19 protein-coding genes are annotated in these 23452 nt (G+C 45.7%); 16 read left to right on the top strand and 3 right to left on the bottom strand.

The genetic code is table 11. The annotated features are described in order from the left end of the window. Positions 1-18 precede the first annotated feature (18 nt). Genes TM7x_RS02335 through dnaE form a run of 4 tightly spaced genes read left to right on the top strand, consistent with a single transcriptional unit; the run spans position 19 to position 5237 of the window. Positions 19-912: a UTP--glucose-1-phosphate uridylyltransferase gene (locus tag TM7x_RS02335; RefSeq protein WP_039327539.1), complete on the top strand. Its 894-nt coding sequence runs from the start codon at positions 19-21 to the stop codon at positions 910-912. A 48-nt stretch (positions 913-960) separates the two neighbouring features. Then, positions 961-1215, top strand: coding sequence for a hypothetical protein (locus TM7x_RS02330; RefSeq protein ID WP_138074086.1), 255 nt, complete (start codon positions 961-963; stop codon positions 1213-1215). Continuing rightward, positions 1181-1480 carry a DUF5665 domain-containing protein gene (locus tag TM7x_RS02325; protein WP_039327535.1) on the top strand — a complete coding sequence of 100 codons (300 nt, stop codon included), beginning with the start codon at positions 1181-1183 and terminating at the stop codon, positions 1478-1480. The genes TM7x_RS02330 and TM7x_RS02325 overlap by 35 nt, the downstream gene beginning before the upstream one ends. A gap of 19 nt (positions 1481-1499) precedes the next feature. After that, complete coding sequence (gene dnaE / locus TM7x_RS02320) at positions 1500-5237, top strand: DNA polymerase III subunit alpha (protein WP_052198835.1); 3738 nt, start codon at positions 1500-1502, stop codon at positions 5235-5237. Between the two features lie 484 nt (positions 5238-5721). Here the strand turns inward: dnaE and TM7x_RS04130 are convergent, their stop codons facing one another. After that, positions 5722-6282, bottom strand: a complete 561-nt coding sequence (locus TM7x_RS04130; protein WP_039327530.1) for a TrmH family RNA methyltransferase — start codon at positions 6280-6282, stop codon at positions 5722-5724. Between the two features lie 51 nt (positions 6283-6333). Between TM7x_RS04130 and TM7x_RS02305 the strand changes: the two genes are divergently transcribed. Together TM7x_RS02305 and TM7x_RS02300 are read left to right on the top strand one after the other, a co-directional pair. Further along, positions 6334-7956: a GspE/PulE family protein gene (locus tag TM7x_RS02305; protein WP_052198834.1), complete on the top strand. Its 1623-nt coding sequence runs from the start codon at positions 6334-6336 to the stop codon at positions 7954-7956. A 37-nt stretch (positions 7957-7993) separates the two neighbouring features. Next, positions 7994-9532 (top strand): hypothetical protein, encoded by a 1539-nt coding sequence (locus TM7x_RS02300; RefSeq protein ID WP_039327528.1) that lies wholly within the window; start codon positions 7994-7996, stop codon positions 9530-9532. Positions 9533-9534: 2 nt separating this feature from the next. Here TM7x_RS02300 and TM7x_RS02295 read toward each other — a convergent pair whose 3' ends face one another. Then, complete coding sequence (locus TM7x_RS02295) at positions 9535-10668, bottom strand: NAD(P)-dependent malic enzyme (RefSeq protein ID WP_039327526.1); 1134 nt, start codon at positions 10666-10668, stop codon at positions 9535-9537. A 163-nt stretch (positions 10669-10831) separates the two neighbouring features. Here TM7x_RS02295 and rplS point away from each other — a divergent pair, with 163 nt between their 5' ends. The 4 genes from rplS (at position 10832) to TM7x_RS02275 (ending at position 13658) form a co-directional block, all read left to right on the top strand. Continuing rightward, the gene (gene rplS / locus TM7x_RS04225) at positions 10832-11353 is read left to right on the top strand and encodes a 50S ribosomal protein L19 (RefSeq protein ID WP_039327524.1); all 522 of its coding nucleotides are present in this window, start codon (positions 10832-10834) and stop codon (positions 11351-11353) included. Positions 11354-11422: 69 nt separating this feature from the next. Beyond that, positions 11423-11920, top strand: a complete 498-nt coding sequence (locus TM7x_RS02285; protein ID WP_039327522.1) for a hypothetical protein — start codon at positions 11423-11425, stop codon at positions 11918-11920. Then, a complete protein-coding gene (locus TM7x_RS03825) occupies positions 11904-12890 on the top strand; it encodes a ribonuclease HII (protein ID WP_052198833.1) in 987 nt (328 codons plus the stop codon). The genes TM7x_RS02285 and TM7x_RS03825 overlap by 17 nt, the downstream gene beginning before the upstream one ends. Before the next feature lie 165 nt (positions 12891-13055). Then, entirely contained in the window at positions 13056-13658 is a 603-nt protein-coding gene (locus TM7x_RS02275; RefSeq protein WP_138074084.1) for a hypothetical protein, read from the top strand. A 17-nt stretch (positions 13659-13675) separates the two neighbouring features. Here TM7x_RS02275 and TM7x_RS02270 read toward each other — a convergent pair whose 3' ends face one another. Continuing rightward, positions 13676-16189, bottom strand: a complete 2514-nt coding sequence (locus TM7x_RS02270; protein ID WP_039327518.1) for a M1 family metallopeptidase — start codon at positions 16187-16189, stop codon at positions 13676-13678. A gap of 20 nt (positions 16190-16209) precedes the next feature. On the opposite strand from TM7x_RS02270, the gene TM7x_RS02265 reads away from it, so the two are divergent. The 6 genes from TM7x_RS02265 (at position 16210) to radA (ending at position 23442) form a co-directional block, all read left to right on the top strand. Further along, positions 16210-16902 carry an HNH endonuclease family protein gene (locus TM7x_RS02265; RefSeq protein WP_052198832.1) on the top strand — a complete coding sequence of 231 codons (693 nt, stop codon included), beginning with the start codon at positions 16210-16212 and terminating at the stop codon, positions 16900-16902. A 31-nt stretch (positions 16903-16933) separates the two neighbouring features. Beyond that, entirely contained in the window at positions 16934-17392 is a 459-nt protein-coding gene (locus TM7x_RS02260) for a GNAT family N-acetyltransferase (RefSeq protein ID WP_039327517.1), read from the top strand. A gap of 121 nt (positions 17393-17513) precedes the next feature. Next, positions 17514-18635, top strand: a complete 1122-nt coding sequence (gene nusA, locus TM7x_RS02255) for a transcription termination factor NusA (RefSeq protein ID WP_052198831.1) — start codon at positions 17514-17516, stop codon at positions 18633-18635. A 40-nt stretch (positions 18636-18675) separates the two neighbouring features. Beyond that, positions 18676-21132, top strand: a complete 2457-nt coding sequence (locus TM7x_RS02250) for an ATP-dependent Clp protease ATP-binding subunit (RefSeq protein WP_039327516.1) — start codon at positions 18676-18678, stop codon at positions 21130-21132. Then, a complete protein-coding gene (locus TM7x_RS02245) occupies positions 21116-22093 on the top strand; it encodes a GumC domain-containing protein (RefSeq protein ID WP_039327514.1) in 978 nt (325 codons plus the stop codon). The genes TM7x_RS02250 and TM7x_RS02245 overlap by 17 nt, the downstream gene beginning before the upstream one ends. Continuing rightward, complete coding sequence (radA, locus tag TM7x_RS02240) at positions 22093-23442, top strand: DNA repair protein RadA (protein ID WP_039327513.1); 1350 nt, start codon at positions 22093-22095, stop codon at positions 23440-23442. Before TM7x_RS02245 ends, radA begins: the two co-directional genes overlap by 1 nt. The last annotated feature ends 10 nt before the right edge of the window (positions 23443-23452 follow it).

The following is a 23452-nucleotide window of genomic DNA, read 5'->3' as shown; positions in this document are numbered from 1 at the left end:
CAGGATAGGAGTTAAAGTATGAAAAAACCAACCAAAGCTATCATCGCCGCTGCTGGTTTTGGTACGCGATTTTTGCCTCAGACCAAAGCTATGCCCAAAGAAATGCTGCCGCTGATTGATAAGCCAATCATCCAGTATGTCGTCGAGGAATTAGTTGAAGCAGGCATCAAAGATATTATTATCATTGGTAGTGCCAATAAGCGAGCGATTGAAGATCATTTTGACGCGCCGAACGAAGAGCTGCTAGCTAACTTGCGCGCTGGTGGCGCTAAAAAGCAGCCGCTGATTGATACTGTACAGCGTTTGTCTGAGATGGCTAACTTCGTTTATATCCGCCAGAAAGGTCCTTACGGCAATGCAACGCCGCTGGCTTGCGCCTCGCATTTAATTCGCCACGATGAACCGGTGATTTATACTTTTGCCGATGACTTTATAACGGCTAATCCAAGTCGTTTCCGGCAGATGATCGAGGCGTCAGAAAATCTTCAGGGCGCAGTGTTGTCATGTAAGAAAATTACCGATGATTCAGAGTTTGATCGTTATGGCATCGTTAATGGCCAGCAAATTAACGATGGTGTTATAAAAATGACTAATATCGTCGAGAAGCCTGGAAAAACCAATGCGCCGTCTGACCTAGCGAGTGTCAGTAGCTATTTGCTGCCTGGTGAGATTTTTGGCTATTTGGATAAAGCCAAAGACCAGTTTGATGGTCATGGCGAATTCACCATCCAGCCGATTATGCAGGAGATGATTGATGATGGGTTTGATTTTTATGGCGTGGAGATTACCAACGGTACGTACTACGACACCGGTGATAAATTAGAGTACCTGAAGACAGTGATTGATTTTGGGTTGCGCGATCCTAACTTTGGCGACAAGCTACGCGCCCATCTGACCAATCGCTTAAAATAATGTATAATAAAAAGCATGAACGGACTACTTGTAGTATTGGTAATTCTCATGGTGATATTTATTATCATGTTGGTTGCTATGGTGATTTCTATTATTAAATTAACGCACCAGATTCGCCAAACTCAGCAGGCAGTAGAAACAATTACCAAGAGAGTTTCTGATTTTAGTGGAATTGTCAGTGCTGTTTCGATTGGTGCTGGGCTGGCTAAAAGATTAACCTCAAAGGGTGGATTTTTAGCGAAGTATTTTACTAAGAAAAGGACAAATAATGGCAGAAAAAACAGCCAAAAAACAACCAGATAAATTATCACGAAAAGTTATTCGTGATAATGAAAACGGTGCTAGACAGGCGATTTTAGAGGATTTATTTTTTGATTTTCATCGTTCGCGGCGCCAAGTCTATTGGATGAATTTTATTCGTGGAATTTTCTTTGGTGTCGGTAGTGCGCTGGGTGCGACATTGTTAATCACATTGTTAATCTGGTTACTGGGACAATTTGCGGATATTTTTCCGCCGCTGGCTGATTTTATCAATCATCTGATTGAGACGATGCAGCACCGTCAATAACATGCTATAATCATTAGTAATGACTGGGGGAAATAGCGGACAATCTTCGCCGGCGGCTTTGAAGCCGTCTGATTTCGTACACCTGCATAATCACACCTTTCATTCGGTGCTGGATGGCTTGACTAAAATCAATGATTTGGTTGATAAAGTCAAAGAGTTTGGGATGGAGGCGGCGGCGGTAACTGACCACGGTACGATGAGTGGCATCCTTGACTATTATAAGACCGCCAAAAAAGCCGGTATTAAACCGATCCTCGGTATTGAGACATACGTAGCGGCACGTTCACGCTTTGACCGCGACCCAGCCAAGGACAAGCAGCGCTTTCACTTGACGGTGTTAGCGATGAACAACACCGGCTTTCATAATCTAATGAAGTTGTCTACGCAAGCCAACTTGGAGGGAATGTACTATAAGCCGCGGACTGATCATGATTTATTAGAAGAGTTGAACGAGGGTTTAATTGTACTGAGCGGTTGCGCCAGTGGTGAAATTGGTGTGGCGCTTAGAGATGATGATTATGATCGAGCGCGAGATATTGCCAAATGGTACAAGTCAGTCTTTGGTGATAGGTATTATCTCGAGTTGCAAGATCACGGCCATCCAAAATCAAATACGCGCTGGGACGTCCAGGCAAAAATCAATGAGGGCTTGATTAAGCTATCGAAGGAGCTGGATATCGAGATGGTGGTGACTTGCGACGGGCACTACTTGACGCATGATCATCAAGACGCGCACGAAATTTTGCTATGTGTCGGTACCGGTTCGTATCTAAGTGACGAAAAGCGGATGAGTCTGAAGGATTTTGAGCTGCATTTAACTGACCCACGGGATATTATTGACCATTGGGGCGAGGAATATCCAGAAGTCGTTCGCAACACCAAAAAGGTCGCCGACCGCTGCGATGTTGAAATTGAGCTGGGCCGCATCCTCATTCCGAAATATCCGCTGCCCGATGGCGAAAATGAGCATTCGTACCTGCTGAAATTGACCTATCAAGGCTTGCTGCAGCGCTACAACGGCGCCTCCAAAGAAGAAGCCGAAAAATTAGATCCTGACGACATCATTCCGCAATTATCCGACGAAGTTCGCCAGCGCGCCGAGATGGAGCTGGGCGTGATGGGCAATATGGGCTACGAGGGTTATTTTTTGATCGTCCAGGATTTTATCAACTGGGGCAAATCCCAGGGGATTGTCTTCGGGCCGGGTCGGGGCAGTGCGGCTGGCTCGATTATCGCCTACGCACTGAATATTACTGACCTTGACCCGCTAAAGTACGGTCTGCTGTTTGAACGTTTCCTTAATCCAGATCGTATTTCCATGCCGGATATCGACGTCGATATTCAAGACACCCGACGTGACGAAGTGATTGAATATTGCGCTGAAAAATATGGACGCGATCATGTGTCGAATATCGCTACCTTTGGTAAAATGTTTGGGCGTATGGCGGTGCGCGATGTCGCCAGGGTGCTGGAAGTTCCTTACGCCGAGAGCGACCGCTTGGCTAAGTTGGTGCCGCCGCCAAACCAGGGTCGTCATATTCCGCTATCGGTCAGTATTAAAGAAGATGCAGATTTGCGCCGTGAGTATGAGAATAATCCTACTGCCAAAGAAGTATTAGATTATGCTATTCAGCTTGAAGGCACGATTCGCAGCCACGGAGTTCATGCTTGTGGTGTGGTGATCGCGCCAGACACGCTGGTTAATTATATTCCGCTGGAAATGGCACAAAAAGGCGTGGTGGCTACTCAATTCCCGATGGGTGAAGTTGAGGAACTGGGGCTTCTTAAGATGGATTTTTTGGGCCTCAGTAACCTTACGATTATTAACAACGCCATGCGGATTATCCGAAAAGCTTATAATACAGAGATTAATCTTTCGCAGCTGCCGCTTGACGATAAGAAAACTTATGAGCTATTCCAGCGCGGCGATACAACCGGAGTATTCCAGTTGGAGTCGGCGGGGATGAAGCGGTATTTGCGCGGACTAAAGCCGACCACATTTGAGGATATTATCGCTATGGTGGCTCTTTATCGTCCGGGCCCGATGCAGTTTATTGACAGTTTTATTCGGCGCAAACATGGCGAAGAAGAAATAACTTATTTGCATCCTGGAATGAAAAACTCACTAAAAAATACTTACGGAATTTTGGTCTACCAAGAGCAATTTATGCAGATTTCTAAGGAATGGTGCGGCTTTACTGGTGGTCAGGCTGATACGCTGCGTAAAGCTGTTGGTAAGAAAAAGATTGACTTGATGAAAAAAGTTAAGCCTGAATTTGTCGAAGGTGCGGTTAAGGTCGGTGGCGCTACTAAGGAAATTGCGGAAACGTTTTGGACACAGCTGGAGGAGTTCGCTAACTATTGTTTCAATAAATCGCACGCTGCTTGTTATGGCTTGATTGCCTATTGGACGGCTTATTTGAAGGCGCATTATCCGGACGCGTTTATGGCAGCACTGATGACCAGTGACCATGATGACACGGATCGTTTGGCAATTGAGATCACGGAATGTAAACATATGGGAATTGATGTGCTTAGTCCAGATGTCAATGAATCGTTCGTTGAATTTGCTGTGGTGCCTAATGAAAATAAAATTCGCTTTGGTATGTCAGCAGTGAAGGGTGTCGGTGTTGGTGCGGTTGAGGAAGTCTTGCGGGCGCGCGAGGAAGGCGCGTTCTTGTCGGTGGAGGATTTCGCCAAGCGTGTTTCGACCAGCAAGTTTAATCGTAAGGCTTGGGAATCTCTTATTAAGTCCGGCGCCTTTGACAATATGGGCGATCGGTCGGATTTGCTATTCAATCTGGACTCCATCACGGCATTTTCCTCTAAGCTTCAAAAAGAAGCCGCCAGTGGTCAGACTAATTTGTTCGGTATGTTGGGTGATGACACGGCAAGCGTTCAGTCGATACTTAATCTACAGAAAGCGCCAGTAAAGCATGATGATAAAGAACGTCTGATGTGGGAGCGGGAACTACTGGGGCTGTATATTTCGGCACACCCGCTTGATAGATACGAGACTTATCTAAGCGAGCAAACTCAGCCATTGACGCAATTGGTTCCGGAGTATGACAGCCGAATGATGACGGTCGGCGGAATTATTAGTACAGTTCGGACAATTGTGACGAAGAGTGGCTCAAAGATGGCGTTTGTGGGAATTGAGGATAAATTTGGTGAGGGTGAAATAATTGTCTTTCCGAATTTGTATGAAAAAGTTGGCGCTAAGTTGCTTCAGGATACGGTAATTCGAGTTTCTGGTAAAAACTCAGCGCGAGATCGTGATGGAAATTTGGGTAGTGAAAGTAAACTCATTGCTGATGACATTATCGCGATTACAGACAATGATATTAATGGCTATGAGTCAACTGGTCGTAAGATGGACGCTCCAAAGGTTAGTTCTGCGGTTAAGAAAGAACGCCGCGAGGCTTATCGCAGTCAGAAGAATGGAATCACGCCCAAGCCTGTCGTAAAATCTGATGCGGATAAGTTTCAGCCAAAAACTCAACCGGCGCCGGTTAACGTTACTCCGGAAATCCCCGCCTCCAAGTTGTTTGTATATATTAAAGACCCGAATGATCATCCGCGGTTAGTGAAAATGAAGTCTGTTTGTGGTGAGAATGCTGGCACGACTGACGTGGTTTTGGTTCTGGGGGAAAAGGAAAAATCAGCCATGCGTCTGCCATTTAAGGTGGATGCTAATGATAACCTATTAAGCCAATTAAAAAACACTCTGGGTGAAGAGTGCGTAATTCTAAAGTGATAGTTAGCCCGCTGACAGAGGTCTCAGCCGGAGCTGTTTGCTCTACGGCGGGCTAACTATCAGCGGGACTTGCGCCCCTGAAGTCTTTCGCGCTCTTTGATGCAACCCTTATAATAAAAGGTTGCATATGCGATTGAGAGTACGAAGTACCATATATACATCAGCTCCTTTTGATACTGAGGTCTAACCGGCGATTCGCCCACCATGAAGTAGGCGAAGAAAAGTAACAGCCATACCGCCGAGGCGATGGCTAGTGCATGCAATCCGCGACTAACCCCCGAGGGAGCTTTGTAGCTATACCATGAAATATACATGGTTGCCATGATTATAAAGATGAAGAAAATGTCAAACATTTTCTAAAACCCTTTCGCTCTGAGGGACTACCTTCTCCGGGGGATTCCGAAGAAGGCTTTTATAAATATAACACATATACTTAATAAAGTCAATAATCAGACTTGAGGGATTTATTTATTCGTTGTTGAGATTATTTCATTCTCGGGAAAATCAGTCCAAACAGTGCAATTCCTGTTGCGACCGACACGTTGAATGATTCTTTTTGGCCAAACATCGGGATTTCTACGGTGAAATCGCAGTTATCCAAAAGTTCTGGCGTGATTCCGTGGACTTCTTCTCCGAGTAGCAGCGCAAATTTTTCAGGCGGCTGAAATTCTGATAGCATCACGCTGTCTTTTGATTGCTCCAGCGCGATAATTGGCAAGTTTTCTGTTCGCTGATTCTCTTTAATCCAGTCATTGATATCTTCGTAAAACTCAAATGGCACCAAACTTTCCGCACCTAAGGCGGTTTTGTGAATTTGATTGGTGATTTTTTCACGAATGTGCGGCAGGCGAATATCTTCGGATCGAATTTCTCCATCAACAAGCGCGCAGCTAGGCGCCTCGCTGCATAAGCTCAAATCTGGATACGGTGTATAGCCACTAAGAATAATCTTCTTCACACCAAATCCCTCGGCCGTGCGGAAAATTGCCCCAACGTTATGTGTTGAGCGAATATTGTGAACCAACAACGTGATTTCTGGGTGCATATGACTATTATATCACTCGTCAAACCGTAAGCTTTTTGCTATAATTCTCGTATGGACGAAGATAAAATTCAGGCGCGCCGCCGCGAGCAGGATGAGGAAGCGACTCGTCGCCGAGCGTCAATTTTAGGACTTCAATATCTGGATGGGCGGGAATTTGAAGACACTCTGCCTCTACTTAAAGACGTTTTGACAATCGATGAAATGTATAAGGGCCGGTTGGTGCCGCTGGCGTTTAATGAGGAGGACCAGTCTTACCGGTTTGGTGTTACTTCGCAGACGTCTGAGTCGTTAATGAAGCAGATGCGCGATAAATATACGGAGAGTGGCAAGCGAATATTCTTCTTTCTTATTTCCGGTTCGGCGTTTCGGTCAATTATGCTCAGGTTTGATCCACCAAAGAGAGTTATTTATGATAATATCGAGATTGCTAAAGATGGTGATAGTGATACGTTGGCGCAGGTTACTCAGACTTTAGCGTCTGTGGGCACAAATGACGTGTTCAATTATTTGGTTGATCAGGCGGATTTGCTGGGCGCGTCAGATATCCATATTGAAAATCAGCGTGAGTCAATTCGAATTCGGATGCGTGTTGATGGAGCGCTACATACTGTGGCGGAGCTGAGCCGAGATCGTTATCGGGTGATTATGGCGACATTAGCCTCGCGGGCAAATATTTCTACTGCCTCCAGAGAGCCGCAGTCGGGTCATATGCAACAGGAAATTCATCGAGACGGAGTGTCTCATGTGCTGAATTTACGCGTGGAGGCGGTGGCGACGGTTTATGGATTAGACATTGTTCTGCGCCTATTTAACTTTGACGAATCAATGCTTAATCTGGATCTTTTAAATATCTCAAAGAAAGAACGTGATCAGATCGATGAAGTCATTTCGCATCCGCGTGGCATGTTGTTGATGGTTGGTCCGACTGGCTCAGGAAAATCGACGACATTGTATAGCATTTTGAATGCTTTAAATACGCCAGATAGAAAGATTATTACACTGGAAGACCCGGTGGAAAATACAATTCCGGGAATTACACAGATTCCAATTGATACAACAACTGGCCAGAGGTTCGCTGATGGGCTGCGTAGTGTTTTGCGCCTTGATCCAGATGTGGTGATGGTCGGTGAGATTCGCGACAACGAGACTGCTAAGACGGCAATTCAGGCGTCGATTACTGGTCACTTGGTGTTATCCAGCTTTCACGCCAACTCGACTGCGGCGGCGTTTAGTCGGATGATTGATATGATTGGGCAGAATCCGATTTTTAGCTCGGCAGTGCGGCTGGTGATTGCGCAGCGGCTGGTCAGGAGATTATGGGACGATAGTAAGGAAGAATACGAGCCAGACGAGGCGACACGCAAGTGGGTCAAGGAAGTTCTTAAGGATTTGCCAGAGGGCGTTGATTGTCCAAATTTGGATACGTTCAAGCTGTGGCGAGCTATGCCGACGGATGATGTACCATTTGGTTATAAGGGGCGTATTCCGGTGATGGAGCAGCTGGTGGTGAGTGAGAATATCCAGAAGTTTCTGCGTGGCGATGTTAACGACGTGCATGCGGGCGCAATCGAGGAAGCTGCGAAGAAGGATGGTATGGTGACGCTACTGCAGGCTGGAGTCTTGGCGGCTCTTCGTGGCGAAACGACGCTAGAAGAAGTTAACAGGGTAATATAATTGACTTTATATCTATAAGCTGATATAGTATTAGTTTATGAGTGAAAGACGACAGTCTGGTTATGTTGTTGAAGGTAAACTGCCTCAGGCAGAAGATCATAATAAAAAATACATAAGTCAAATTATAGATTATGTAGAGTTTATTATTAAGCATGTACCGTTTCTTGTTGAAGGTGAAGAGTTGCGCGGTGAATATCAAGAGGCTTATGAGAATATTCTTGAGTTATTTCGACAAATTGAGGAAGAGTATAACAGGCTTCCAGATTGCATAGAGATAGACTTTGATATAGAGGAAGTCAAAGAATCGTTAAGAAGTATATTTAATGGAACATACGAGAAATTTATAAGGGAGAATCTTAGTGTAGTTTTTCCCAAAAAGCTGGCGAAAGTGAATATTCCAGAATTTTGCCAAGCTGAAGAGTATGCGATTCCCGACGTAATACGATGGCAGTATGCTAATAAAATAATTAGTCCTGAACTTGCAGATAGTGAATATATGCGCTTTATCGCAGAGGCAAGGAAGGCTGTGACTGATAGTCTTACTAAGGATGGGGCTTTTGGTTTACCTGATGATTTTACAATTACTAGACCTGAATATATCCCAGGTAATGATGACAAGATGAAGTTCAGTAGTTTCCTGGAAGACTTTAAGTGTCGGAAACTTAAGGAGGTTGAAGATAAGGAATGTAATGGCATCAATCCTGAGGATGATTTAAAATTTGCCAAAAGTGTTCTTAAGTTTATAAAATCCATAAAATTGCCAAGCGAAGAGGAGCTAGCCAAGCAGTATAAAGAAGCGACAGTTAAGGAAAACAGTCCAGCGGTTCGTAGTCTTGCTGAGTCTATGGCTAAAGAACGTCTGAGAGAGGCTCTAGACGACGCGCTGAGGGTGCTTTCGGAGAAATTGAATGGCTATGAAGTGGCGCCTGAAATTGCGGGTGAATCTTTGAGGAAAGCCACCAAGAAGAAAAGGTCAAATAAACCGAAGTCGAGAGCTGAAGAAGACTCTCGGCCGGTAGAGATTGGATTGAAGGCGGGAGATGCTGTGATACTTGATAGCGAGACATTTCCGTGGCTTAAAGAAGATTCTATTGTGGATGTACTGCATGTTGAGTGTGGTGGTGACGGTACTGTGGTCGCAGTAATTGACGCGCGCACTGAAGAGGCTAAAAAGATTGAACATAAAATGACTGGATACGAAAACGACGAGAAGAAGCGGGACATTCTACCTATTATTAAGGACAAATTAACTATGGCTGCTAAATATGTAGCAACTTCAGAAGATAAGTCTGTCGGTTTGCCAGTTGGCTTAAATAACAGATTAAAAGAGCTTTATCCGTTTATAATTTACGCCTGGAAAGACCAAACGCATAACGCCAAGAGGGTTTATGTGTCAAAAGTCAGCGTTGAAGATATGCCCGATGAAAGTGAGACTAAAAAATCTCTTCAGAAAGCTGGAGTGACTGAAATAGTTTTATTCTTAGGAGCTTGCGACAAACAGAACCAGGAGCCGTTAGTGGCTCTGTTTATAGATGGAAACTCTCGTGATGCGGCTAAGTACGGTGCTGGTGCTTAGGCTTATCTAATGACATTCGCAACAGCTTCAACAACACCCTCATCAAATGCAGTTGGAACGACTTTGTCGACGGTTGGATTTTCGACCAGGTTAGCTAGCGCTTCAGCAGCCGCCAATTTGTGCTGATCGGTGATTTTTTTCACTCCGTGATCGAGTGCTCCGCGGAAGATGCCAGGGAAGGCTAGGGAGTTGTTGACTTGGTTTGGGAAATCGCTGCGGCCAGTGGCGATGATTGCTACGCCTGCTTCTTTGGCAACATCTGGCATGATTTCTGGGACTGGGTTTGCTAGGGCAAAGACAATTGGATCTTTCGCCATTTTCTGAACTAATTCAGGAGTTAGCAGGCCAGCTCGCGACACACCGATGAACACGTCAGCGTCAGTGATTGCATCGTCAATTGAGCCGTCTTGCGAATCATCTACGTATTCTAAAAGCGCAGTTTTTTCCGCATTCAAATCTGTGCGAGACGCGCCAACGATGCCGCGGCTGTCCACTGCCACGATGTTCCGCACGCCGTATAGGTGCAGCAATTTAATAATCGCCGTGCCAGCCGCCCCAGCACCAATGACTACGATTTTACAGTCTGTCAGGCTTCGTTCAGTTAGTTTCGCGGCGTTGATTAGCCCCGCCAACACCACGACCGCCGTGCCATGCTGGTCATCGTGAAAAACAGGAATGTCCAACTCAGCCTTCAGACGCTCTTCAATCTCAAAACACTTTGGTGCAGCGATATCCTCCAAGTTGATGGCTCCAAAGCTCGGCGCAATTGCCTTAATTGTGGCGATAATTTCTTCCGTGTCGTGAACGTCCAGCACAACTGGCACAGCGTCAACATCAGCAAAATGCTTGAACAGCAGCGCCTTGCCTTCCATGACTGGCATGGCGGCTTTTGGTCCCAAATCGCCCAAGCCTAAAATTGCTGAACCGTCAGAAATGACGCCAACTAAATTATTAGTCCAGGTGTACTTAGGCAAATCGGCTGGATTTTCGGCGATTGCTTGGCTGACTGCGCCAACACCTGGGCTGTAATAGGCGCTTAATTTGTCTCGGTCCAACTCCTCCTGGTCGCGCAAATTGGTGGTAATTTTACCCTTATATTTTTCGTGTAATTCAAGTGCTAATTTGTTGTAATCCATATCTATATTATACTCCAATTTTATACAATTGATATTTCTATGTATTTGTGTTATTATCGTAGGTAATTGTACGAGAGTTAAATATTCGAGTCTTATTTGGTGTGGAGCCGCAGAGGTACAACTGCGTGGCCCGTCAAAGTGAGTTCGAAAGATAGGAAATATTATGAGTTTTGAGTTAATCAACAAAGTCAATCAAGCACAGAAAAAGCAAGCAGTTGTTGACGCCCGTAGCGGTGACACCGTTCGTGTATATCAAAAGATTAAAGAAGGTAACAAAGAGCGTATCCAGATGTTTGAAGGTGTGGTTATTCGCACTGACAACAAAGGCTCGCACACCTCACGCATCACCGTTCGTAAGATTGCGTCAGGTGTCGGCGTGGAAAAATCATTCTTGCTGCACAGCCCACTGATTGAGAAAGTGGAAATTGTTCGCCGTGCTAAGGTCCGCCGTAAGTTCCTCAGCTTCCTACGTAAGCGTTCTGGTAAGTCAGCTCGCTTAACTGCCAAAAGCTTTGACCGTGTGGCTGTCAATAACGTGCATGATGCCAAGGCTGAAGCGGAAGCTGAACGCCTGAAAGAAGAAGCTGCACAGGCTGCCGCTGCCAAGCAGGCTGAAAAAGACGCCGCTCAGGCAGAACTTGACGCCAAGGCTGCTGAAGTAGAGGCTCGTCACAAAGACGCATAGTTTATATAAACGAATTGCTAAAACCGTCTCTTTATCAGAGGCGGTTTTTTATCGTGATATAATTTTAATATGGAAATATTCCACTACATTTCTGTTTTCGTACCAATAGCTTTGTCGGTGATAGTTCCTTACGTTTTGAGAAAAAATGGCTTTAATGTTGAGAAAAAATATCGCTGGATATTATGCTTGGCTTGCGTATTATTTTTCATTTCCTGGTATTTGCCGTCTCCGTTAATTGGCGGGCGAGACACCAGTTTTACCACGCATTTCGTTGGCGGCGGATTGTTTACGGGATTGCTATGGATATATTTGGTGTTGGTGATGCGTTGGCGGTCGCGCTGGCTAGTGATGGCGTTTTCGCTGTTTGCTCTCGTGTCAGCACTCGGCTGCATCAATGAGCTGGCGGAATTATTTATGGTCAAATTTGGTTTGGCTAGTATTACACTGGATGATACCAATTGGGATATTTTGGCAAATACATTGGGAGCGTCAGCAGTGTGGATTGGCTGGCTCATTGCGGATTTTATGACAAAAAAGGGAAGACTGTCGGGTGACTCTAGGGATTGACGAAGTTGGTCGTGGCGCATGGGCGGGGCCGTTGGTGATTGGTGCCGTGGTTTTGGGTGGCGCTGAAATTGAAGGACTTGATGATAGTAAAAAATTGACTAAAAAGCGCCGTGAAGGATTGGATGTGGCGATTCGTGAGCAGGCGTCGTCTTGGGCTCTCGGCTGGGTTTCTGCTAAGGAGCTGGACGAGATAGGAATGAGCGAGGCGCTTAAATTGGCAACTCGGCGCGCAGTTAAAGAAATCCAAGCTAAATGTCAGAAAAATGGCTCGACGTTTGATGAGATTATCATCGATGGGACGGTTAATTTTTTGGCAGGTACGCCGCTGGAGAAATATGTGACTATGATAGCAAAGGCTGATGGTTTGATTCCGAGCGTTTCGGCGGCGTCGATTATCGCAAAGGTTGCGCGTGATAAATTTATGGCCGAGCAGGATGATATTTATCCGGGATATGATTTTTCTTCGCACGTTGGCTATGGCGTGCCAAAGCACCGTGCAGCGATTAAGCGGCTGGGTGTGACGCCGCTACATCGGCTGAGTTTTGCGCCGCTTGCTAAATATGCTGGTGTTGAGTCGAATTCGCAAAATGCGTCTGAGGAAGAGTCTAAAAGCCAACAAAAAGACACGACGCGTCAAATTGGCAACAAAGGTGAACAGACGGCCGCGGACTGGCTAGTGGCGGACGGTCATGAGATTATCGCTCGCAATTGGCGGACGCGGTACTGTGAGATTGATATTGTCAGCAAAAAGGATAAAGTTTTGTATTTTACAGAGGTCAAATATCGGAAAAATGATAATTTCGGCGATGGCTTGGCGGCAATTACAAATAAAAAACAGCAACAAATGCGTTTTGCTGCTGGAATATTCATTGCCAAAAATCCGCAGTATGAAAGCTGTGATATGCAAATGCTGGCAATTTCTGTTGATGGAAATCCGCCTGTAGTTAAAGATTGTGTGGCTTTGGAGTAGGCTATTTGCTGTCAATACATACTTGCTATATCACTACTTTTATGACGACGAGTCTTATTTTGTAATATAAAACTTGACAAAAGTGAATCGAATCATTCAGATAAGTTAGTGTCGCTGGTCGGTCCTAATTGTGAGGAGTGTCCTTTGTTTGACCGATGTCGCGCAATGTTAGCTGCGCGGATAGTTGCTGATATGGTTGTAATTGTCGATGATGAAGATCATCCTTATAAGCCCTGGGCTAAAAAAGAGTCAGAAAAACTCGGCATTATCTCTGATGGAACAAAGCTAGAAGAAGGGTCTGTTGCTGATATGGCAAAGAAGATTATAGAAGACTGCGACGGGCCGATAAAGGAGGAAATTCCAGAGAGTTCAGTTCCGCTATATTCCTTTAATTATGTTTTTCCTGGCGATGATATTCGTCGTCAACCTATAGGTGGTCCTAAAGATGCTGATTTTACGGTAAGAATTAAAGTTGATAAAACTGCTCAAATTAAAGAACTTGACCAGTCTAGGGGTGCCAAGAGGCTTACTGGGTTTGGTGATTATCGGAGATTTTTTCCGTCACGCACAGTAGAAATCTTTCCGTTCGGTACCTATTCTAGTATCCCTGACTCTAGCCGAGATCAGAGTCCTATTGAGGAAATTATCAAGACAGAGTACCCTACTAATGCGGCCTCCTTAAGGGCTCGTGCTAAAAAATTAATTGATATTGCGGAGTACATGGAAGAAAATCGACGTAGACAGAACACACAAAACGCTTGGCGTTAGTCTGAATAGGCTATTATCTACAAAGAGAAAATAACAGCTTCTTTATCTCGCTCAATCAACTCAACCCGTGCTGATATTTCGGTAATTCCCAGCTTAATTGTTCTGGCGAGGGCTGGAATATTTTCCATCGGCTCAAAGAACTGTCGGAAATCGTTAAGTTCGTCGTTTGTCAGTAGAGCTGTGGCTGCATAGCGAATAAAATCGTCGTAGCTTTTATCGTCACCAAACTTATCCTCGACCCACGCCCAATTTTCCTTCAGCCAATTCCAGGCAATTTGGCGATTCTCTCGAGTGCGAATTAAATAGACAAACCAACGGCTGGCATCTTGTGGGCGAATAATGTTGGCATCTTTAAGATTTTCAAGAATCTTTTTGGCGGTTTCTGTGTTTTGTGTGGAGGTAAGACCTACGGCAATGTCATCCTGTAGGTCATTTGATGGCGTATCTTTATATATCGTAAAGAGATTGTCTATCATTTCTGGAGTCTCAAAATGTCGAACATTGGCACTAATAATCAGAGAGCGAATTTCTGTCGGTAATTTTTCTAATTTATTGTTGTCAAAACGGATTTTTGCCTCATGTAGAATTTCTTGATTTTCACTATAGATCATTAAGCCTAAGGCTGTGACGCGCCGTTCGTGGTCGTCGTCGGACTCGCCAACTTTTTCATCCCAGCCTAATTCCTCGAATGTGGCGCGCCCAAAATCGCCAGATATTTGTTTTAGACGATTGCGGGCAATATCGTCATCGTCAACAAATTTTCGTAATTCTGCTAGGGCTCGAGCTGCCATATTGAAAACTTTTTCATTATTTTCGGTTTTTAGGGATAGCGCTAACGGAAGAAGCCAGGCTGAACTTTCACATCCAGCGCGAGCCAGTATGGTGGCGTCTTGTAGAATACAAATCTTATCTAAAGTCGGTAAGGCACGGATGTTTTTCAGGAGATTGTTACGAGTTGATTCGTCATATTTAGTGACAAAATGAGCGCTTAACCCACAGTTTAATTGCAATGGTTTTTTGGTGGAAATGGTTATTTCTTCTTGATCCAGAATTTTTACGTCAAGTGGTTGATTGGCGAAAAGTGGAATCGGCCATAATGTGTTGGATGGCTGATGATCGCCGATGAAAAAGCGCTGTTGGCGGAGGGTGGCGGCGGGTTGCTCGCCAGAATTATCCTGCTCGACCTGTACAATCGGCAGTCCCGGCTGGGAAATCCAGGTGTTCATTAGACTAATAATTGGCTGACCGCTGGCAGTTTCTAGCTCCTGCCACAAATCATCGCCAACGGTATTTTGGTAAGCAAATTTCTCAAAATATGATTTTAGTCCTGCACGAAACGCCTCCTCGCCGATGAGCCGCCGCACCATGACCAGCAGCCGCCCGCCTTTAGCATAGACAATTGCTGGGTCAAACAGTGTACTAATCTCGTCCGGGTGATTAACGTCGGCTTGCACTGGCTGCACGCCGTCCAGGCTGTCGCGCCGCAGCGCTGCGGTGACTTCGCCCGTCGCAAATTCCTCCCACATCCGCCATTCAGGGTGTAGCGCGTCGACCGCCACGTATTCCATCATATTGGCGAAACTTTCGTTCAGCCACAGGTCATTCCACCACTGCATGGTCACCAGATTACCAAACCATTGATGGCTGAGCTCGTGAGCGATGACCGTGGCGATGAAGCGTCTGGACGATTCTGGCGTTAATTTTGGGTCAGCCAGCAAACAACTTTCGCGGTAGGTGATGAGTCCCCAATTTTCCATGGCACCAGACGAGAAATCTGGCAGTGCCACGTGGTCAGACTTTGGCAGTGGATACGGCACGCCAAAGTACTCATCATAAAAATCAATGGAGCGAGTAGCAATGTCCAGCGCAAAATCCAGCGTCTCATCACTTTGGGCTGACGTCGCCCAAACATTGACTTCGACGCCGGAGTTAGTGTGAGCAGTTTTCTTGTGTAGTTCGCCGACGACAAAGGCTAGGAGGTAGCTACTCATCCGCGGCGTGGTTGCAAATGTGGTTGTCAGCGCGCCACCCTTTTCAGATGATTCAGTGATGGGCATATTACCAAGGACGGTCAAGTCCGGCGCAGTTTTCAGTGTTACGTCATAGGTCGCTTTGGCGGCTGGTTCATCAACACACGGAAAAACTTCGCGGGCGTGGTGTGATTCAAATTGGGTGGCAAACAGCTGTTTTTTAACGCCGTCGTGTGTGAAATAGCAAGGGTATAATCCGTGCATGGAATCGGTGATAGTTCCGGAAAAATCAATTGATATGGTATGCTTACCGGCGGCCAAATCTGATTGCGATAAGCGCAGTTCATCAAACTCTCCGTGAGAAAATTCAGCTGGTTGGTCGTCAATTAGCACCGAGTGAATAGTTAAATCTTTGGCGTGTAGCGAAATTGATTCGCTAGTTGATTCGCCAGAAATGACAACTTTGCCAGAAAAGGCGTTCTCTTCGGCGCGAGTCAAATCGATGGTTAATGTGTAGTGGTCTGGTATAAATGTGTCGAGTAGGCGTGGAACTTTAGTCATGGTTTTATTATAATACAGCCATGAGGGTGAATAAAATATGGCGTCGACAAGTGATAGTCATATTTATAGTGGTGGTGGCCGGTGCGGGAGTTTGGGCTTCACAAATTGCTCAACCAGAAACTCAGACAATCAAAACATCAACGCAACGAGAATTATTTGGCGATTCAAACGCGAAGGCGGAGTTGGGAAAATTGGAAGTCAAGGGGCGTGCGCCAAAAACCGGCTATACGCGTAAGCAGTTTGGTAATGGCTGGGGTAAAATTAATGACTGTTCGGTCCGCGAGGTGATTTTAGCGCGGGATTTAACTGATGAGAAGATTGATGAAAAATGTCGAGTTTTGTCAGGTATACTTAATGACCCTTATACGGGACAAATTATTCATTTTCAGCGTGGTGAGAAATCGAGTTCTAAAGTGCAGATTGACCATGTGGTGGCATTGAGTGACGCTTGGCAAAAAGGTGCGCAACAATTGTCAGCGGAGGAGCGGGAAAAGTTGGCAAACGACCCGCTGAATCTATTAGCTGTCGACGGCCCAGCCAACCAAGCCAAGGGTGATGGTGATACAGCAACTTGGCTGCCGAGCAATAAGCCATTTCGCTGTCAGTATGTAGTGCGCCAGATAGCGGTAAAGCGACGGTATCGATTATGGGTGACAGAAGCAGAAAAAAGCGCAATGTCGAGTATTTTGGAAAAGTGTGCTGAAGTAAATTGACAAAACATATTTTTTATGTTAAAGTTTCAGAGTGAATCCTGAAGTAAATTTAACCAAGTTGTCTGTAAATGATGACATAGCATTAGATCGTGCTGTTTCGGCTTATCTTGAGTTTATATTAGGATGCTCTTCTGTAGGAGATTGCCCAAAGAAAGAACTAGCGTCTTATGTGGCAGGCATGGGCGCCTATTATTGTAGCGATGTTTTTTCTATTGATGTTCCGGGCAAGGAATCATCATCTGGGCTTATGACTGTCTGTTTCGATGGAGATAAGATCACAGTAGAAGATCTTTTTGTCAAAGAAGAGATGCGTAAACGTGGAATTGGACGAATGGCAATTGAGGCTTTGGGCGGTGAATTTCCAATCGCGCGCATTATGGAACTGGAATCTCTGCGATCTGCTGAAGGATTTTACCAACAAATTGGCTTTAAGTGCGTAGCTCCAGCCACTAATGGACGTTTGTCTTTATGGCGGAAGAAATTAAATTGACAAAATTAAAAATTTTTAATACAATGAGAAAGTACTAATCCGGCCGGCAGGTCGGAGTTTTTCGTTTATGGAAGTTTGAAGCGGAAAAGGATATAATTATATAAAAGAAGGAGAGTAAAAAATGGAAGATTTGAATATCAAGCAACTGACGCTAGCAGTGCGGACGATTGCTGAGGAAAAAAACTTACCAGAAGAAACAGTCTTAAGTGTGATTGAGCAGGCGATTGCGGCAGCTTGGCGTCGCGATAACGGTACGCGCGAGCAGTTGGTGCGGGCTAACTTAAATATCAATAGTGGCGCAGCTGTGGTTTCGGTGGTTAAAACTGTGGTCGAAGATGTCGAGAATGATATCAACCAAATTAGCCTGGAAGACGCTAAGAAGCTGGATGCTGCGGCTGAGATTGATGGTGAAGTAACGGTAGAGACTCACAATGTGACGACATTTGGTCGTGTGGCGGCTCAGACTGCTAAGCAGGTTATTTTGCAGCGTTTGCGTGAAGCTGAGCGTGAGGTAGTACTGGCTGAGTTTGAAGATAAAATTGGTACGGTCGTTATCGGTACGGTTCAACGAGTCGAGCCACGTGTGGTACGAATTGAGTTGGGTAAAGCCGTCGGTATTATGCCTCAGAGTGAGCAAATACCTGGCGAATATTATGGCGTTGGTCGTCGCATTAAGGTTTATATTAAGGATATTGAGCGCGAAGGTCGTGGCCCACAGTTAATCCTTAGCCGTGGCAATGAAGAGTTTGTACGCTTCCTGTTCAATCAAGAAGTGCCAGAGATGGAGACTGGTGCAGTTGAGATTAAGGCAATTGCCCGCGAAGCTGGTCGCCGCACCAAGTTGGCAGTAGCTTCTGCGCTGCCAGGTGTTGACCCAGTTGGTACGTTTGTTGGTGGTCATGGTGCTCGTGTTCAGGCTGTGATGAATGAAATTGGCGAGCAAGAGAAGATTGACATTATTCCATTTGAGGAAGATGTGGCCGGCTTTATTGCTAATGCCATGAGTCCAGCAGAGGTAATCAGCGTAACTGTAAATGAAGAAGAAAAGCGAGCAACGGTTTATGTTAGCGAGGACCAGCAATCAATCGCAATCGGTCGAGCTGGACAAAATGTTCGCTTGGCAAGTCGATTGACAGGATATGAACTTGACATTGAAGCGAAAACCGCTGTTAAGTCGGAGCCAAAACCTCGCAAGAATATCGAGGATAGCTTAATGAGCGTGGTTGAGGAGGTGGCGGAATAAGCCGCTCTCGATTGGCCATTAAAAACGAAAGGAGGGGCATATGTCAGAGGATTTTTCTGAGCTAGAACCTCGTTTAACGGAAACAGCTCGCGCCAGTTTGGAGCGAGCGGGTTTTCTGGCGCATAATGAAGGCCGCGATTATGTCGGCACGGAGCATATTTTGCTTGGTGTATTGGCACAGAATTCGTCGCTTGGAGCTAAGATTTTAGCGGAAAATGGCGTGACGTTAGATAGGGCGGAAATGGTACTTAATCTGACGGCTAAGCCTTTGGTGGTTACGGTCGTAAAAAAGGGCTTAAGTGCTGAAGTGGCTGAGCTGATTCGTACGTCATGGCAATTGGCGGTTGAGTTTGGGCAGGAACGAATTGGTACGGAACATATTGTGTATGGTATGCTGTTGCAGCGTGAGGCGCGGGCAACTAAGCTACTGCGTGATATGAATATCGATATTGAGCAGCTGCGTGGAAATCTGGAAGATGTGTTTGACAAACAGCAATTTGAGTCGCTGCAGAATGATCAGACTACAACAACTAAGAAATCTGCCGATTTGAAGATTCTGGACAAATTTGGCGTGGATTTGACGCGGCGGGCCAGCGAGGGATTTTTAGATCCAGTGATTGGCCGGGCGGCGGAGATTCAGCGGATGATTACCATACTGGGGCGCCGCAGTAAGAATAATCCGGCGCTAATCGGCGAGCCGGGTGTCGGTAAAACTGCGGTAGTTGAAGGCTTGGCGCAAAAAATTGCCGATAATAAAGTGCCGGAGTTTTTGAAAGGCAAGCGGCTTTTTCAACTGGACTTGACGGCGATGATTGCCGGGACAAAATATCGCGGTCAATTCGAGGAGCGACTACAAAAAGTTTTGGCAGTTGCTAAGAAGCATCAGGAAGTCATTTTGTTCATCGACGAGTTGCACTTGCTGGTGGGCGCTGGATCGGCGGAAGGTTCGATGGACGCAGCTAACGTATTAAAGCCAGCATTGGCGCGCGGCGAAGTGCGGCTAATTGGCGCGACGACGTTTGATGAATATCGCAAGCATGTTGAGAAAGATGCTGCTTTGAGTCGGCGTTTCCAGGCAGTAACAGTGGCAGAGCCATCTCCAGAAGAGGCGGTGGAGATGATGCGAGGCTTGAGAGATAATCTTGCAAAACATCATCAAGTCCAGATTCCTGACGAAATGCTTATTGAAGCTGTCGATTTAAGTCAACGATATGTGACGGAGCGGTTTTTGCCGGATAAAGCGATTGATGTGATTGACGAGGCGTCTAGTCTATTGAAATCAAATTCGCCAAGAAAATTGTCTCGCAAGGATAAATTATCACGTCAAATCAAACGACTAGCTGGTAGGATTGATGCTGCTGTTGAGGCTGAAAATTATCAACAAGCCGCGGAATTTAAGGTGCAAATGCGACAGCTGGAATTGCAGTCTGATAAACTGAGAAACGAAGTCGATAGCAAACCTATGTTAACCGAGGAATATTTACGAAGTGCAGTTTCAGCGATGACGAATATTCCGATTGATAGATTATCGCTGACTCAAATGAGGGATTTAATCCAATTAGAGAAGCGCTTGAGTCGAAGTGTGCTTGGTCAAGATGAAGCAATTGAGCAATTAGCCCGGGCAATTCGGCGCAATAAAGCTGGCCTGAGTCGCCAAAGTGGGCCGTTAGGGTCATTTATTTTCCTCGGGCCGACTGGCGTGGGAAAGACTGAGCTGGCACGAGTATTGGCGCGGGAGGTTTTTGGCGGTGATGATAATTTGATTAAGATTGACATGAGTGAGTTTTCAGAGCGGCACACAGCTAGTCGGCTGATTGGTGCGCCAGCTGGCTATGTCGGTTATGATGATGGCGGCAAATTGACTGACAAGGTGCGGCGTCAGCCATATAGCGTGGTTTTGTTTGATGAGATTGAAAAGGCGCATCCTGACGTATTGAACTTGCTATTGCAGATTTTAGAAGATGGCAAATTGAGTGATTCTCATGGTCGGACGATTAGTTTCCGACAGGCGATTATCATTTTGACCAGTAACGTTGGCGCCGAGCAGATGGTCCAGGATTCAGAGTTGGGCTTTGCCTCGTCTGGGCAGAAAAAAACTTCCCATACGGATCGGCATAATCGCAATTCACGGGCAGCTTTACGCGAGTTGGAGAGTTTCTTGAGGCCAGAACTAATCGGTAGGTTTGACGGGGTGATTACGTTTAAGCCGCTGGCTAGGTCGGTGGTGCGAAAGATTTTTGACAATCTTACAATTGACCTAATCAAGGCAGTTGAGCGGCACGAAATGACGCTTGATATTACTCCATCCACCAAGCGTTGGCTGATTGACCGGGGTTTTGATGAGCAGCGCGGCGTGCGAGTTCTCAGGCGTACTATTCAGTCGGAGCTGGCGGATCCGCTCAGTGATGTTCTGTTGTCAAATAAAGCAAAGCCTGGCGATATTCTGCAGGCTAAAATTGATAAAAATAAGGTGATGATTGATGTCAAGCATGCGTAAGTTAATTGGATTTTTTATTTCAATTACGTTTGTGTTTGGAATGGCTTTATTGGTGCTGAATCGACAGTCAATTATCGATGAAATTACCTTGTGGCAATATCAGCCAAGTAGTCAGGTTGCTGAAATCGCCAATCGTGTCAAGATGTCAGATTTTGGCAAGAAAATGTTTTATGTTTCTAAACCGCAGATACAGTCGGCTGGTGAGTTTAACAAAGATTGTCGGCGTGTAGAGCAGGGAAACGCTATTTTAGGATGCTATAATCAGGCTGCTGGTGAAATCTACATCTATGACGTGACTAATGCAGAATTAGACGGCGTAAAAGAGGTGACGGCGGCACATGAGATGCTACACGCGGCATGGAAAAGGCTGAGCTCTTCTGAGAGGAAGCGCTTGTCGACGCTGCTTGAGCACGCTTATGATAACGTAAAGACCGACAAGCTGGCTGAGAGGATGAAGTATTATGACCGAGCCCAGCCGGGCACACGCGCAAATGAGCTTCATTCAATTTTAGGGACGGAGTTTGCGAATTTGGGCGAGGAATTGGAGGAGTATTATCGTCGGTATTTCACTGACCGGTCGGAAGTTTTGCGGCTGCACTCTCAGTACCGAGAAAAGTTTGAGTCACGAGAAAATGAGGCACAGGAGCTAAGTAAGTCATTACAGTCGCGTAAGCAAAAAATAGATCAAGACTTGTCGCAATATTCAGCCGACATAGCTGATTATAATCGGCGTGTGGCTGGATTTAACAGACGAGCAAATAGCGGTGATTTTTCCTCGCAAGATGACTTTTCAAGGCAGCGCCGTGCTTTACAGGCGGAGCTTTCTGAGTTGAATAGTAGGCGTAATAACCTAAATTCTGAGATTAATTCTTATAATTCTGGTGTCCTTAGGCTTAGGGAATTGGGTGTGAAAATTGACGAGTTAAATAAGAGCTTGGATAGCGTGGAGGGGGCGAAGTAATGGCAAAATCTCGAAGTCAATTTATCTGTCAGCAGTGTGGTGCTAGTTTTTCAAAATGGGCAGGTAAGTGTGAAAATTGTGGGGAGTGGAATTCGTTGGTTGAGCAGGTTATTTCTTCAGGAGGTTCGTCTGCTGTCGATAAATCGGCTGGTCGCGGCAAAGCTTTAAAAACTGCTAGCGTTCGTGAAGCCGTGGCTGAATCTAGCCTAGAAAGATTAAGCACGGGAATTGATGACCTGGATGTGGTTTTAGGCGGTGGCTTTTTGGCTGGTGGCGTGGTTTTGGTGGCGGGTCAGCCGGGAATTGGAAAAAGTACTCTGCTAGCGCAGGTTGCAGCGTATATTGCTGGCTCAAAATCTGTTTTATATGTTAGTGGCGAGGAGTCGATTTCACAGGTCAAATTACGAGCAGAACGTTTGGGTGCGGCTGATTCGGAAAAGTTACAGCTAGCGTCTAGTAATAGTGCCGAGGATATTGCTGCGTCAATTCAGCAGGGCGGATATGATTTGGTGATTGTTGATTCGGTGCAGACTATTTCCTTGAGTGAAATTTCTTCAGCGCCAGGTTCGGTTAGCCAAATTACCAACTCTTCCAATGTCATCATTCGTGCCGCCAAATCTTCGGGTACGGCAGTGATTTTGGTAGGGCATGTTACTAAGGAAGGTTCGATTGCTGGGCCAAAGATATTAGAGCATCTGGTGGATGTTGTGCTGAATTTTGAAGGGGATCGTTATGGTGGTTTTCGAGTTGTTAGGGCGCAGAAAAATCGCTATGGTTCGACTAACGAGGCTGCAATTTTCGAGATGGACGATCAGGGTCTAAGAATTGTTAAGAATCCGTCGGCAGAGCTTTTAGCGGAGCGGCGGAATTTGGATGGCTCAATTGTGCTGGCGACTATGGAGGGTGCAAGGCCGCTGTTAGTTGAAATCCAAGCGCTGGTGAATCCGACAAATTTTGGATATCCTAAGCGCACGGCAAGCGGCTTTGATTTGAATCGGCTGAATTTGCTGGTGGCGGTCTTGGAGAAGCGTACAAAATTGAAATTGGCAGATAAGGATATTTATGTCAATGTAGTCGGTGGATTAAAATTGAACGATCCAGCGGCGGATTTGGCAGTAGCCATGGCAATTGCTAGCGCTAGCGCTGGTCGGAGTTTAGATGAGGGGGCTGTGGTGTTTGGCGAAATTGGTTTGGGCGGCGAAGTTCGCTCAGCGATCAATTGGCAGGCTCGAATCAAGGAAGCAAAGAAGTTAGGTTTCACTTACGCGATTGCTCCAAAAGTTCATAAAGATAAATTTATAAAAGGCGTCAGTGATATGCGACAGGCGTTGATTGACTATTTACAGTAAGAAAGAGGAA

Source organism: Candidatus Nanosynbacter lyticus (assembly GCF_000803625.1).
Classification (GTDB): domain Bacteria; phylum Patescibacteriota; class Saccharimonadia; order Saccharimonadales; family Saccharimonadaceae; genus Nanosynbacter; species Nanosynbacter lyticus.
The sequence above is the reverse complement of the archived record's forward strand: the minus strand, read 5'-3'. Positions and strand labels throughout refer to the sequence as shown.